This window comes from Mesorhizobium sp. M8A.F.Ca.ET.181.01.1.1 (assembly GCF_004792025.1).
GTDB lineage: Bacteria > Pseudomonadota > Alphaproteobacteria > Rhizobiales > Rhizobiaceae > Mesorhizobium.
Window position 1 is genome coordinate 252,182 of sequence record NZ_SRTV01000001.1, and the last position, 12,944, is coordinate 265,125.

Genomic DNA, 12,944 nt, shown 5'->3' on the forward strand with positions numbered 1-12,944 from the left:
CGATTTCCTTTTATTCGCATGGGTTGACGTCCGTACCTAATCCAGGCTGTTGAAGAACGCCGTCAGCACCGGGGCGTGCGCGGCCGGCTTCAGCATGTGGTTCTGGCCGGGCAGCGTCTGATAGCTTGCATTGGGCAATGCCTTGGCCAGGGCCTTGTTGCCATGCCGCATCCATGGCGGGCTCTTGCCGCCGTCGCTCACCAATACCGGCACGCGCAGCGAAGCCCAGCGGCTGGGATCGAGCGGCCTGCCAAGCTGATCGCCGCCGACGATGGCGCCATCATGCGGCAAGGTATGCGCCACCGCCTTGAGCCGTCGCCAGATCGGCATGAGCTTCATGAAGACGATGAGCAGGCGGGGCATGCCCACCGATTTGAGGAAGGCGGTTATGGCGTCGCCGCGCCGGCCTTCGGCGACGGCAGTCTCGATCGTCGCCCAATCGGCCTGCGTGGTGGTGCGGCTGTCGTCGACGATCAGCGGCGCTTCGTAGAGCGCGAGCTTCTTGATGCCGGGCAGGCGGGTTGCCGCCATCAGCGCCAGCATGGCGCCGGACGACATGCCCCAGACATAGGCCTCGCCGCCGGCGGCCCGCAGCACGGCCTCGATGTCGTCGACCTCGCGCTCGACCGCGTAGGGCGCGGTGTCGCCGCTGCCGCCACGGCCACGACGGTCGTAGCGGAACACGGTGAAGTTGTCCGCGAGCGCCTTGGCCAGCGGACCGCTCGGTCCCATCGCGCGCGAGCACAGCGCGCCGTCAACGAGAATGAGCGGGTGGCCGTGGCCGCGGCGCTCGCAGGCGATCGGCGTCCCATCCCGCGACAGTACGGCTTCAATGGACGGTTTCGCGTTCTCAGCCGGCATGGTTGGCTTCCCGGTCTATCAGCTGCTCCAGCCGGTCGAAGCTCTGCATCCAGCCGCCGCGCATGCCCAGCGCCAGCAGGCGCTCGCGGTCGGCGGCGCTCGCCAGCGTCACCTCGAAATGGACATGGGTCCGCATGCCGTCGGGCATAAAGCTCACGGTATGGCGGCTCCGGCCCGGCGGATTGCCGGCCCATTCGCGGATTTCCGGATCCGGTTCGTCGCAATAGCTCAGCCTGACGTTCTCGACGACTTCGAGATAGCTGCCCTGGTTGCGGTAGAGCGTGCCGCTGGCGGTCAGCATATCGATGCGCCAGCGGCCACCGACGCGCACGTCGAGCACGCAGTGAGGAATGGTGCAATCCTTGATGCCCCACCATTGCGCCACCAGCCTGGGGTCGGTCCACAGCCGAAAGACGCGTGCCACCGGAGCCTGGAACACCCGTTCGATGGCGAAGCTGCGCTCGGCGGTATCTTGGACGCTCTCGCTCATGGCGCCTTGTCCGCGTCGCGCCGCAGCAGATCCTCCATGCGGTCGAAGCGGCCTTCCCAGAGTTTTCGGTAGTCGTCGAGCCAGCGGTCGATGTCGCGCAGCGGCTTGAGCTCGATGCGGCTCAGATGTTTCTGCGCCGCCCGGCTGCGGGTGACGAGGCCGGCCTGCTCCAGCACGCCGACATGTTTGGAGACGGCCCGCACGGTGAGCGCGAAGGGTTGCGCGAGCTCGGCGACCGAGGCCTCGCCATCGAGCAGCCGGGCAAGGATCGCGCGCCGCGTCGGATCGGCGAGCGCGGCGAATGTTTGGTCGAGGGAAAATTCAGCAGCCATTTTTGGAACCAATCAGTTCTAGAACTAATTGGTTCTATAAACGGCTTGCCTTACCTCGTCAACGAGCTTTCGGAAACCGCGAGAGATGGCGCGCTCGCCGGGGAGAACGTTTCCACCCCGGCAAGCGTGGCTTTGGAAGCTCAGGCGGCTGCCTTTTCGGCCGCGATGCCGTTCAGGATCTGGATCGCATCCGCCGGCAGCCTAAGTTCGGCCGCTGCCAGGTTCTCCCTGAGATGCCCGACCGACGAGGTGCCGGGGATGAGCAGGATGTTGGGCGCGCGCTGCAACAGCCAGGCGAGCGCCACCTGCATGGGAGTCGCGCCGAGCTTTTGCGCGACGTCGGCAAGCGTGCTCGACTGCAGCGGCGTGAAACCGCCGAGCGGGAAGAACGGCACATAAGCGATGCCGTCGGCGGCAAGCTCGTCGATCAGCGCATCATCCTGGCGGTGCGCGATGTTGTATTGGTTCTGCACGCAGACGATGTCGACCATGCGGCGCCCCTGCGCGATCTGTTTGCGGGTGACGTTGCTCAGGCCGATATGGCGCACAAGCCCCTGGCGCTGCAGGTCGGCGAGCGTGTCGAGCTGCGGCTCGAGCGACCCTTCGGCGGGTCCGTGGATGCCATGCATGGAGCGCAGGTTCACGACCTCGATCACATCCAGTCCGAGATTACGCAGATTGTCGTGCACGGCCTGCGTCAACTCCTGAGGCGACATTGCGGGGATCCACGATGCATCCGCGCCGCGCCGGGCACTGATCTTGGTGACGATGGTGAGGTTGGCGGGGTAGGGGTGCAGCGCCTCGCGGATGATCTGGTTGGTGACGTGCGGACCGTAGAAATCCGATGTGTCGATGTGGTCGACGCTGCTGGCAATCGCCTCGCGCAGCACGGCAAGGGCTGCCTCGCGGTCCTTCGGCGGGCCGAAGACGCCCGGTCCAGCCAGTTGCATGGCGCCGTAGCCGAGGCGCTTCACGGTGCGGTCGCCGAGCTTGAAGCTTCCGGCCTTGCTGATGTCGGTCATGGTGTCGTCTCCATTGGATCAGCCAGATATAGACAAGGCGCGCCTGCACGATAAATATGGTGCAATCGGCACGGCCTGTGCGGAAAGGCGAACAATGGCGGCGAATCTCGGCGACCTCCAGGCATTCATGGCGGTGGCGCGCGCCGGCGGCTTTCGCGAGGCGGCCCGGGTGGGCGGCGTCAGCGCTTCCAGCCTCTCGGAGACGGTGCGGCGGCTGGAGAGCGAACTCGGCGTGCGGCTTCTCAACCGCACCACGCGCAGCGTGGCGCCGACCGAGGCCGGCGCGCGCCTGCTCGAACGGCTCGGTCCGGCGCTCGGCGAGGTAGAGGCAGCGCTCGACGTGGTCAACGGTTTTCGCGGCCGGCCGGCCGGCACGTTGCGGCTCAACGTGCCTGTCGTCGCGGCGAAACTGGTGCTGCCGCGCCTGTTGCCGCCCTTCCTCGCGGCCTATCCCGACATTCGCCTGGAAGTGACCGCCGAGGACAGTTTCGTCGACATACTGGCGAGCGGCTGCGATGCCGGCATCCGCTATGACGAGCGGCTGGAGCAGGACATGATCGCCGTGCCGATCGGCCCGCGCCGCCAGCGCTTCGCCACCGCCGCCGCGACGGCCTATCTCGACCGGCGCGGCCGGCCCGAGCACCCGCGCGACCTGCTCGACCACGCCTGCCTGCGCGGACGCTTCGCCAGCGGCTTCACGCCGCCCTGGGAGTTCGAACGCGACGGCGAGGAGGTGAGCGTCGAGCCGACCGGCCCGCTGCTGGTCAGCACCGGCACCGCAATGGCGCTCGCGCTCGAGGTGGCCGTCGCCGGCGGCGGCATTGTCAGTCTGTTCGAGGACTGGCTGCATCCCTATTTCGACGATGGCAGGCTGGAGCCGGTGCTGGAGCCCTGGTGGCAGGAATTTTCAGGCCCGTACCTCTACTATCCCGGCCGCCGCCTGACGCCGGCGCCGCTGCGCGCGTTCATCGACTTTGTCGCTGGGATGCGGTGGGACTGATCCCGTACCGAAATCGCTGCAGGTTTGCGCCGGCCTTTTCGGCGTGTCGCCGCGCTTGCTTTCGACCAAAGGGCAAATCCCCGATGTAACACTTTGTTGTCATTGAGGGCCTATCGAGGAGGCGATACGGCGAAAGCCCGGTGAAAGGAAAGGCGCGCAATGGGTTCGCCCTGGTCCGAATTGCTGGCCAATCTCGCGGTCGTCGCGATGTTCGTTTCAGTCTGGATCCACACCCATGTGTGGCTGGATCGCTGGCCGGCCGCCGCGAAGGCAGCGGCCTTCGGCCTGCTGATGGGCGCCGGCGCCATCGTCCTGATGCTGACACCCATGCAGTTGCAGCCGGGCGTGTTCGCCGATCTCAGGGCGACGATGATTGCCGTTGCCGGCTTCTTCGGCGGCCCTGTCGCCGGCATCGTCGCCGGGGTCATGGCCGGTGCCTTCCGGACTTTCGAGGGCGGCATCGGCGCCTTCGCCGGCGCCGTGGGCATCGCGGCCGCCATGCTGGTTGGCGTTGCCGGCAACCTTGCCCTGAAGGGCCGCCGCGCCACCATGATCGACATCATGATCCTTGGCGCGGCCGCCGCGGCGGCGTCACTGCTTGGCCTCAGCGTGCTGCCGCGGGATGTCCTGCAGATGGTGCTGCCGAAGGTGGCGCTGCCGTCCTCCCTGCTCATCTTCGTCTCGGTGGTGCTGTCGGGGCTGACGCTCTACCAGGAGCGGCGTCGCCTCGAAGCGCTGCAGTCCCGGCGCATCTACAAGGCCGTGGTGGAGACGCTGCCCGATTGCCTCAACGTCAAGGATCTCGACGGGCGGTTCATCGCGGCCAATCCGGCGACGGCGGAACTGATGCATGCGACCGACGCCAAGGCACTGATCGGCAAAACGGATTTCGACTTCTTTCCGCGTGGGACGGCGCAGGGCTTCCGCGAGGACGAGCTTGCCGTGCTGGCCTCGGGCGCTTCGTCGACCATCGAACAGCGCCTTCACCACGAGGACGGCACCGATGGCTGGCTGGCGACCTTGAAGGCGCCCTTTCGGGATCGGAGCGGAGCCATCATCGGCCTGATCACGCACAATCGCGATATCACCGTTCGCAAGCAGCTTGAGAACGAGCTGGCGGAAAGCCAGGCAAGGCTCGGAGACGCCCTGACGCACATGGCCGACGGCCTGGTGATGTTCGATCCGGACGGCAGGCTGGTGCTGTGCAACGCCCGGTACCGCGCCATGTTTCCGAAGACGGCGGACATGAGGGTGCCGGGTGCCGATTACCGCGACATCCTGCGCGCCTCGGCGGAGCGCGGCGAAGGGACCACGCCGCCGGACGCGGTCGAAGACTGGATCGCCGGCATCATGGCCGCGCAGAAGCTCGTCAGTCACCGCCAGGTCCAGCTTGCCGACGGGCGCTGGCTCGATGTGCGCACCCGGCCGACCGGCGATGGCGGCAGCCTCAGCGTGTTTTCCGACATCACCGAGGCCAAGCAGGTCGAGGCCGAACTGATGGCCGCCAATGAGAAGCTGAACCTTCTGGCGCACCGTGACGGCCTGACCGAACTGTTGACGCGGCGCGCCTTCGACGAAGCGCTGGCGCGCGAATTCGCCCGCGCCAGCCGCAACGCAATGCCGCTCAGCCTGCTCATCATCGACGTCGATTGGTTCAAGCGGTTCAACGACTATTACGGCCATCCGGCGGGCGATGAATGCCTGCGCGTCGTCAGCCGCTGCATCGAGGCGGCAGCCCGCCGGCCGGCGGACGCCGCCGCCCGCTATGGCGGCGAGGAGTTCGCGCTCATCCTGCCCGAGACCGATGCGCGGGGCGCCTTCGTCATCGCCGAAAACCTCAGGAGCAAGGTGCGCGACCTCGCTCTTGGGCATGCCGGCAGCGAAAAAGGCATCGTTACCGTCAGCATCGGTGTCGGCACCTTCGATGCCGGCGGCGGCGCCATGGAGATCGCCGATCTTTTGAATCGTGCGGACGAGGCGCTCTACGGCGCCAAGGCCGCGGGGCGGGACCGAGTGCATGGATGGCGTCCTCACCTCAGCGACCAACGCGCGACCGGTTCGCGGCGCAAGACTTGAGTCTTCCTGGGCCTAGGGCCGGGCTGCCGGGTAGAATCCGAGGGTGAACTGGCGATTGCCTGAATGAGGATTCGGCGGGCGTCTCTCTCTCAGCTGCTTCAACCGCTGTGGCCTGAATCCATGCTTGCGGGATCGAGCTTCACAAGCCGAGCTTTCGCCTCGCCGACGCGTTGTTGCGCGGATCGTATCCTGTCGCAAAGCCTCAGATTGATACCGACGCCACAGTCCTCGTCCAGCATCGCGTTTGCACGTTCCAGGGCAAGTTCCGCTCGGTTGAGGCGCTGCCTCGCCCGGGCCAGTTCCAAGGTCAGAAGTTCCATTACTCCGCTTCCGTGGTTGCGGTCCCTTCCACTGGGAAACCCTTGCCGATTGGTTTGGTTCCGGGCTGTTCGGGCGCGGCTGCATTCGCTGGCGCGCATGCCCATGATGCCCGTCAGGACGGCCTCGGACGGGCAATGCTGGTGTCGAAAGTGCCTGGGAGGACAGGGGCGCCACCGCGGCCGGTCGACGCTGTCGTCATCGTGTCAACCGGCACAATGATGACCATGCGAGCGTGCTGCTCCGGCCATAATGGCTTTCCGAAAAGGAAGAAGGTGCTGGCGAGAAAACAAACCAGCAAGAGGATGGCCAAGGTGTTGGCGATGATGTCACCAAGTTGCAATTCCCTCTCCTCCAAATCACGCATCGACAATCGGCAACGGGCACCAGCGGATGCCGAGCTCTCCGCCAAAGCAGGCGGGGCTGTCCCTCTCGAAGCGGGCTGCTACCAGCTCGACGTGAAGGTGACGAGCAATGCGGGGATCAACGCCGATAACGGGACCGCCATCAGCAGCACCATCTCGATAAGACGGGTTTCCTTGTCGCCGAACATCACAACCTCCTCCCGTCTCGGCCCGATGCCGGGGAATTCAGGGTTCGCTCACCAACTGGACGCAGTGAGCGAACCCTATTGGCGCAGGAAGGGACGTAGCTGCGCCAATTCGCTAAAAACATGGGGCTGCTTACTGATATCAGTCAGCTGCCTGCCATCACGGAGCGACAACGAGTGCGAAAGGCGACCGTTCCCGGCGGGGGCGGCGGCAGGACCATTGCGTTCTTGAATGGGACCTAAGTCCGAGGTTGGCCCGACCGAAGCCCGACCGGGGAACGTTCATCCGTGCCTGAAGTTCGATCCTCAGCGCGGCGACAATCCTGTGCTGTGCCGATTTCAAAATGGAGGAATTCATGAACAAGAATCTTGCCGCCGTAGCCGCGGTTCTGTTGCTCGCAGGTGTCGGCGCAGCCGCCGCCGAAGACGTCATCATCCAGCCCGAGCAGGAGACGGTGATCAAGGAATATGTGAAGAAGCAGCCGCTGGCTTCGGTGAAGGTTCCCGGCGTCGAACTCAACATCGGCACGGCTCTGCCCGACACGGTCGAGCTTCACGAAGTCCCCAATGTCAAATATCGCTACACCGTGATCGACAACCAGACCGTGATCGTGGATCCGGGCACCCACAAGATCATCAAGATCATCCAGTAACAACGCCCGGCCCGCTGCCGGACTGGTGGCGGGCCGGCTGCAACTGGGTGCCCGCGCAATCAGAATTTGCGCGGGTCGATACCCTTGGTGCCCAGCCCATAAGGGCTTGGATAAATCTCGCCGATGGTCATCAGTTCGATCCCGCCGTCGAGCGTCGAGCCGATGATCCTGACCTCGGGCAGCAGAACCCTGAGATCACCTGCCGGCATTCGGCGCATGGCACGCCGGAATAGGGGCCGCGGCAGACCCTAACGGCTTGCCACCTTGTGGCGCCGAACGAGGCGGTATTCGTGCCAGATCAGCCAGATGACGATCAGGTCGAATATGGTGAGCACGATCAGCCCCGCGGAGCGGGTATAGCTGAAGCGGTAGAGCTGGTAGACGATGAACAGCAGCAAGGCGACCAGCGAGGCCGGATAGGCCCACAGCTTCCCCCTCAGCAGCCCCACCACCAGGGCAATCTTGATGAGGCCATGGCTGAGAAGGTAAAATGCGTAGAAATGCTGCGTGCCGACGGAGAAATGGTTCGCCGCGTTCATCAGATGGCCGGCGATGAAATCATGCGGGTCCTCGACCAGCTCTTCCTGCGTCAGCCTGTTCACCAGCGACACGATGGTGCTGGTGCTGACAAAGGCGAGCAGCAGGCCGCCGACGCATTCGATGAGCGCATGTGCGCCCTTTAGCAGCAGGCTGACCTCGAAAATCTGGTGGACACGCTGCTCGTTCATGGCTCTCCTGCCATTTGGCATGGCGGCTCAACGGTAAGGTGAATTGATGGACGTGACGACTACACATTGGATCAATTCGGCGGCGGGAATAAGCCCGGCGCTGGATCTGATCATGATCTCGGTGACGAAATTCGGTGTCCCGCTCCTGATCGCCTGCGTGGTCCTGCAATGGTGGAGCAGGACGGACCGGACCCACGTCCGCCATGCCGCGATCGCGGCGGGGTTGTCTTTCCTGATCGGACTTGGCGCCAACCAGATCATCCTGCTTTTCGTGCATCGCGTGCGTCCCTACGACGCCGGTGTGACCCATCTCATCATTCCCGCCAGCGCCGACTGGTCGTTCCCCTCGGATCACGCGACGGCGGCTTTCGCCATCGTTGCCGCATTCGCCGTGCAGGCGCTTCCCGGACGCGCGCTGATTTTCGGGGCCATGGCGGTGCTTATCTGCTGGTCGAGGCTGTTTGTGGGCACCCATTACGTCACGGATGTGCTTGGCGGTGCCTTGACCGGCATTGCCGCGGCGATGCTCGTCCGCGCCCTCTACCGCGAGGATTCGCGGCTCGACCGGCTGGCGACAAGTTTCCTGTGATGGAGATCGTTCGTCGAACAGACCTTGCGTGCAATTCTGCCGGTGCAAGTTCGGAAAGACCGGTCCATAATGTTGCCCGGCGTGGTTCCGGTCGCGTCGCTGCCGCAATGTCGCGGCGTTCGTGACCGGTTCCCTCGACACCGCGCCGATCGTCAAGGCCATCGCCATCGATGCCGACCCGGCCAAGGTCTGGCGGGTGTTGACGACGCCGGCACTGATTGCGCAATGGATGTCCGACGAAGAGCTTGATGTCGGCCTCGAGGCTCATGCCGGCGGCGCGATCGTGATACGCGGCGTGCTGCATGGCCTGCCGTTCGAGAGCCACGGCACCGTCCGGGTGTTCGAGCCGGACAAGAGCTTCGCCTACAGCTATTGGAGCACGCTGTCGGCCTCGCGCCTGGCTGACGTACCCGAGAACCACACGGTGGTCGGCTTCGCGCTCGCGCCGGCGGATCAGGGAACGCTGCTGACCTTGACGCTGAGCGGCTTCGCCGAACCGTCGATCCGTCCGCATGCCAATCTTTACTGGGGGCCGACCTTGCGGATCCTGAAGGCGATGTGCGAACGCCCCTAAGGCGCGCTGGGCTTCATCGACGGGTCCGTCGCGTCCCGCTCCTTGCGGCGCCGGGCGAGGTCACGGATGCGGTCGGCGACCTTGCTGTCCACCGGGTTGTAGACGGTCAGGCTGAGGTCCGGCCGGCCATCGACCGCGAAGGCCGAATATTCGAGCTCGATGTCGCCGAGCTCGGGGTGCTTCAGGCGCTTGGTCCCGTCGCCATGGGCGAGCACGTCGTTCTCCCGCCACAGGGTGGCGAACTCGGGGCTGGCGCCGCACAGTTCGTCCACCAACTGGGCGACCTCCGACACCGCGCCGGCGCGCGCCGCGTCGGCCCGGAACGCGCCGACCACGAAACGGGCAAGGTTCTCCCAATCGTGCTGCTTGGCGCGGATGGTGGGGCTCAGGAACATGAAGCGCAGTATGTTGCGCTGGCCGGCGGGCAAGGTGCTGTAGTCGGTCATTACGACTTGCGCGGCGCTGTTCCAGGCGACGACATCCCAGGTCGCCGTCTTGATCAGGGCAGGGCTTGCCTCGAGCGTGTCGATCAGGCGCTGCAGCCTGGGGCTGACGCCGTCGGCGCGGAGGTAGCGGACCTCGGGCGGGCGCCCCAGCCCCAGCATGAAAAGATGTTCGCGCTCGGCCTCGGTCAGCAGCAGGCCCTTGGCGATGCGGTTCAGCACGTCGGCCGAGGGCGCGCCGCCGCGGCCCTGTTCCAGCCATGTGTACCAGGTCGGGCTGATGTTGGCGCGCTGGGCGACCTCTTCGCGGCGCAGCCCAGGGGTGCGCCTGCGCCCGGAGAAGCCGAACGACGAGGGATCGAGCCGGGTGCGCCGGTCTTTCAGGAACGCAGCGAGCGAGCCGTTGGAGGCGTTGGGCATCCTGTTAGCCATTATACCATGATAAGATCACTACTTTAATGGAATAATAGACCAGTGATATTACGCAGGCAACCCAGGAGATTTTGCATGCGTATCTTTCTCACCGGCGCGACCGGCTTCATCGGTTCGGCGCTCGTTCCCGAACTTCTTCAGGCCGGCCATCAGGTGGTCGGCGTCACCCGTTCCGAGGCGGGCGCGCAGGCGTTGGCAGCCGCCGGCGCCGAGGTGTATCGCGGAACCCTCGAGGATCCGAAAAGCCTGCGCGACGGCGCGGCCAAGGCTGAGGCCGTGATCCACACCGCGTTCGACCATGATTTCTCGCGGTTTGTCGAGAATTGCGAAAAGGACAGCCGTGTCATCGCCGCGCTTGGCGAGGCGCTCGCCGGCTCCGACCGGCCGCTGGTGATCACGTCGGGCGTCGGCATGGGCAGCCCCGGCCATGGCCAACTGGCGGTCGAGGATGTCTTCAACGCCGGTCACGCGAATCCCCGCATCGCCTCGGAACTCGCCGGCAATGCCTTGTTGGAGGCCGGCATCAATCTTTCGGTGCTGCGCCTGCCGCAGGTGCACGACACGAGGAAGCAAGGCCTCATCTCGCCGCTCATCGAGATCGCGCGGCAGAAGGGCGTTTCGGCCTATGTCGGCGAAGGCCGCAATCGCTTTTCGGCGGGCCATGTGCTCGACGCGGCGCGCCTCTACCGGCTGGCGGTGGAAAAGCGGCAACCCGGCGCGCGCTATCACGCCGTCGGCGAGGAAGGCGTCGAGGTGCGCGCGATCGCCGAGGCGCTCGGCCGGGGCCTGAACCTGCCGGTCGTTTCGATCGCGCCGGAAAAGGCGGCGGAGCATTTCGGCTGGATGGCGATGTTCGCTCCCATGGACCTGCCGGCCTCCAGCGCGCTGACCCAGGCACGGCTCGGCTGGCATCCGACCGGCCCGACGCTGATCGCCGATCTCGACGCCATGCGATACTGATGGGTGGTAGCAACGTTCGGAATTGGCCGAGGCTTCTAAACTTCGTCATCCCAGGGCGCAGCAGGAGCGAAGCTCCGTCGCGGAGACCCTGGGATCCATTCCGTGACCTGGGCCGAAGAGCGCAGCGGAGCAGAATTCTTCACTGTGGCGGGGCTCAGGAGTCCCGGCATGGATCCTCGGGTCTGCGCTGCGTCGCTACGCTCCTTGCTCCGCCCGTGGATGACGAAACGATGGAGGCATGCAGTCCAAAAACGCAAGCACGAGATCAGCCAGGGCTGACCGCGTAGCGCAGGTGGACGAGACCATGCGCCAGGGTTTGGCAACTTTTGAGAGACAGTTGCATCTTGCCCGCCAGGCCCGCCTCGCCGAACTCGACAAAGCCCTGGTTCGCTGCCCGCGCATCGAGCGCGGGGGCAACGAGAAGGCTGAGTTCATCGACCAGCCCCGCCGCCAGGAAGGAGCCGTTGATGCCGGCGCCGCCCTCGAGCAGCAGCCTGCGGATGCCGAGTTCGCGCCCGAGCACGTCGAGCATTGCGGCGAGATCGATGTCGGCCGTTTCCGAAACGATATAGGACACGCCGTCGGCGGCGAGTTCGGCCAGGTGGCTGTCCTCGACATCACGCCCGAGCAGCACCACGACATGATCGCCGCCGATGTCGGGCTTGGCAAAATGCAGCTTGCCGGAGGCATCGAGCGCCACGGCATAGCTGCCCGCGTCGCGCCGCGCGAAATGATGCGGCCGCTCGACCTTGCCCACATGCGCCGGCGAGTGCGCGCCGGCCTTGCTCATCTCGGCCATGGTGACGCGGCCGACGATCCAGGCGTCGCCTTCGAGGTCGTTGTGGATCTGTTCATAGAGGCCAGACCATTCGGCCCGGCCGCCGTCGGGGCTTTCGGTATAGCGGCTCGGATGAAGGCTGCCGTCGATCGAGGCAAGCATATGGCAGATGATGTGCGGCTTCATATGGGTGTCTCCGTTTGTCGGCGTTGGCCAGTCCAAAGGTAATGCCGGGTCGGAAAAATGGAAGTCGACGTGGCGTGCCTTGAGGCTCCAAGCCCCGGCAGGTAGCATGACGGGATTTCAGCGACCCGGACCAGAGCATGGCGAACATGATCCTGTTTCACTCGGTTCTTGGCCTGCGCCGGAACGAACGTGATCTTGCGGAGCGCTTCCGCGCCAGCGGCCATGCCGTCACGCTGCCAGACCTTTATCAGGGTGCGGCGACGGACGATCTCGATGAAGGTTTCGCGATCAAGGCACGGATCGGTTGGGATGCCATCTGCCTAAAGGCACGGGAGGCTTTGGCCTCGACGCCGGGCGATGCGGTGCTGGCCGGCATGTCGATGGGCGCCGGCGTGGTGGCGGAATTCTGGGCGTCGCGTCCGCTGGCCGCGGGTGTCCTGCTGTTGCATGGTTTGGCGACCGTGCCTGCGAACACGCGCCCGGGCCTGCCGGTTCAACTACATGTCGCGGACACCGATCCACTTTTCCCCGAGCCGGATGTCCGCGCCTGGCAGGAAAGCGCGGAGGCAGCGAGAGCGGATGTGCAGGTCTTCCGCTATCCAAACTCGGGACATTATTTTTCCGACCCGGCACTGCCCGACTATAATGGAACGGCCGCCGCGCAACTTTGGAGCCGCACTTTGACGTTCCTGACATAGAAGAGCCTTCAGGCCCCAAGAATCCAAAATTCAGACAATTCCGACAAGTCGCTGTCCGGCTCTGTTATATCGATGTTGCACAAACGGTTGACCCTGGGTTAGCATCCTCTTGTTGACGCCGATCGGAGGAATTTAGGCGGCGGTCAGCTGGAGCGGCATGCGTTCTTGGCGCAAGGAGGATGCTCCAACACTTTAACCGGCGCATGATCCTTCCTGAAACCGGTCCCGGTTTTTAGGGACAGTGCGCTTCTGTG

Annotated in this window: 17 protein-coding genes; 7 read left to right on the top strand and 10 right to left on the bottom strand. The window is 65.1% G+C overall.

The genetic code is table 11. The features are described 5' to 3' along the window. Nucleotides 1–36: 36 nt before the first annotated feature. The 4 genes from EN824_RS01215 to EN824_RS01230 all read right to left on the bottom strand — a co-directional run bounded on the left by EN824_RS01215 (nt 37) and on the right by EN824_RS01230 (nt 2,705). Complete coding sequence (locus EN824_RS01215; RefSeq protein WP_127870194.1) at nt 37–861, bottom strand: alpha/beta hydrolase; 825 nt, start codon at nt 859–861, stop codon at nt 37–39. Next, complete coding sequence (locus EN824_RS01220) at nt 851–1,351, bottom strand: SRPBCC domain-containing protein (RefSeq protein WP_127870195.1); 501 nt, start codon at nt 1,349–1,351, stop codon at nt 851–853. Before EN824_RS01220 ends, EN824_RS01215 begins: the two co-directional genes overlap by 11 nt. Further along, nucleotides 1,348–1,683, bottom strand: coding sequence for a metalloregulator ArsR/SmtB family transcription factor (locus EN824_RS01225; RefSeq protein WP_127278838.1), 336 nt, complete (start codon nt 1,681–1,683; stop codon nt 1,348–1,350). Before EN824_RS01225 ends, EN824_RS01220 begins: the two co-directional genes overlap by 4 nt. 140 nt (nt 1,684–1,823) lie before the next feature. Next, the gene (locus EN824_RS01230; protein WP_127870196.1) at nt 1,824–2,705 is read right to left on the bottom strand and encodes an aldo/keto reductase family oxidoreductase; all 882 of its coding nucleotides are present in this window, start codon (nt 2,703–2,705) and stop codon (nt 1,824–1,826) included. Between the two features lie 94 nt (nt 2,706–2,799). Between EN824_RS01230 and EN824_RS01235 the strand changes: the two genes are divergently transcribed. Both EN824_RS01235 and EN824_RS01240 read left to right on the top strand, forming a co-directional pair. Then, on the top strand, nt 2,800–3,705 hold the full coding sequence (locus EN824_RS01235; RefSeq protein WP_127278836.1) for a LysR family transcriptional regulator: 906 nt from the start codon (nt 2,800–2,802) through the stop codon (nt 3,703–3,705). Nucleotides 3,706–3,864: 159 nt separating this feature from the next. Then, nucleotides 3,865–5,781: a diguanylate cyclase gene (locus EN824_RS01240; RefSeq protein WP_127870197.1), complete on the top strand. Its 1,917-nt coding sequence runs from the start codon at nt 3,865–3,867 to the stop codon at nt 5,779–5,781. Between the two features lie 98 nt (nt 5,782–5,879). Here the strand turns inward: EN824_RS01240 and EN824_RS01245 are convergent, their stop codons facing one another. Next, on the bottom strand, nt 5,880–6,101 hold the full coding sequence (locus EN824_RS01245; RefSeq protein ID WP_127870198.1) for a hypothetical protein: 222 nt from the start codon (nt 6,099–6,101) through the stop codon (nt 5,880–5,882). Between the two features lie 113 nt (nt 6,102–6,214). Continuing rightward, the gene (locus EN824_RS01250) at nt 6,215–6,466 is read right to left on the bottom strand and encodes a polymerase (protein ID WP_245520928.1); all 252 of its coding nucleotides are present in this window, start codon (nt 6,464–6,466) and stop codon (nt 6,215–6,217) included. Between the two features lie 539 nt (nt 6,467–7,005). Between EN824_RS01250 and EN824_RS01255 the strand changes: the two genes are divergently transcribed. Continuing rightward, nucleotides 7,006–7,302, top strand: a complete 297-nt coding sequence (locus tag EN824_RS01255; RefSeq protein WP_135931735.1) for a DUF1236 domain-containing protein — start codon at nt 7,006–7,008, stop codon at nt 7,300–7,302. A gap of 59 nt (nt 7,303–7,361) precedes the next feature. On the opposite strand, the gene EN824_RS35055 is transcribed toward EN824_RS01255, so the two are convergent. Further along, nucleotides 7,362–7,511 (bottom strand): hypothetical protein, encoded by a 150-nt coding sequence (locus tag EN824_RS35055; RefSeq protein WP_189522107.1) that lies wholly within the window; start codon nt 7,509–7,511, stop codon nt 7,362–7,364. 39 nt (nt 7,512–7,550) lie between these two features. After that, the gene (locus tag EN824_RS01260) at nt 7,551–8,030 is read right to left on the bottom strand and encodes a DUF2127 domain-containing protein (RefSeq protein WP_135931736.1); all 480 of its coding nucleotides are present in this window, start codon (nt 8,028–8,030) and stop codon (nt 7,551–7,553) included. Nucleotides 8,031–8,076: 46 nt separating this feature from the next. Here EN824_RS01260 and EN824_RS01265 point away from each other — a divergent pair, with 46 nt between their 5' ends. Beyond that, complete coding sequence (locus tag EN824_RS01265) at nt 8,077–8,619, top strand: phosphatase PAP2 family protein (RefSeq protein ID WP_135931737.1); 543 nt, start codon at nt 8,077–8,079, stop codon at nt 8,617–8,619. A gap of 121 nt (nt 8,620–8,740) precedes the next feature. Beyond that, nucleotides 8,741–9,193, top strand: coding sequence for an SRPBCC domain-containing protein (locus tag EN824_RS01270; protein ID WP_135931738.1), 453 nt, complete (start codon nt 8,741–8,743; stop codon nt 9,191–9,193). Here EN824_RS01270 and EN824_RS01275 read toward each other — a convergent pair. Further along, nucleotides 9,190–10,056 carry a helix-turn-helix transcriptional regulator gene (locus tag EN824_RS01275; RefSeq protein WP_245520929.1) on the bottom strand — a complete coding sequence of 289 codons (867 nt, stop codon included), beginning with the start codon at nt 10,054–10,056 and terminating at the stop codon, nt 9,190–9,192. The genes EN824_RS01270 and EN824_RS01275 overlap by 4 nt on opposite strands. 87 nt (nt 10,057–10,143) lie before the next feature. On the opposite strand from EN824_RS01275, the gene EN824_RS01280 reads away from it, so the two are divergent. Next, complete coding sequence (locus EN824_RS01280; RefSeq protein ID WP_135931740.1) at nt 10,144–11,028, top strand: SDR family oxidoreductase; 885 nt, start codon at nt 10,144–10,146, stop codon at nt 11,026–11,028. Between the two features lie 265 nt (nt 11,029–11,293). Here the strand turns inward: EN824_RS01280 and EN824_RS01285 are convergent, their stop codons facing one another. After that, nucleotides 11,294–11,992 (bottom strand): RibD family protein, encoded by a 699-nt coding sequence (locus EN824_RS01285; RefSeq protein ID WP_135931741.1) that lies wholly within the window; start codon nt 11,990–11,992, stop codon nt 11,294–11,296. Nucleotides 11,993–12,129: 137 nt separating this feature from the next. Here EN824_RS01285 and EN824_RS01290 point away from each other — a divergent pair, with 137 nt between their 5' ends. Then, the gene (locus EN824_RS01290) at nt 12,130–12,690 is read left to right on the top strand and encodes a dienelactone hydrolase family protein (RefSeq protein ID WP_135931742.1); all 561 of its coding nucleotides are present in this window, start codon (nt 12,130–12,132) and stop codon (nt 12,688–12,690) included. The last annotated feature ends 254 nt before the right edge of the window (nt 12,691–12,944 follow it).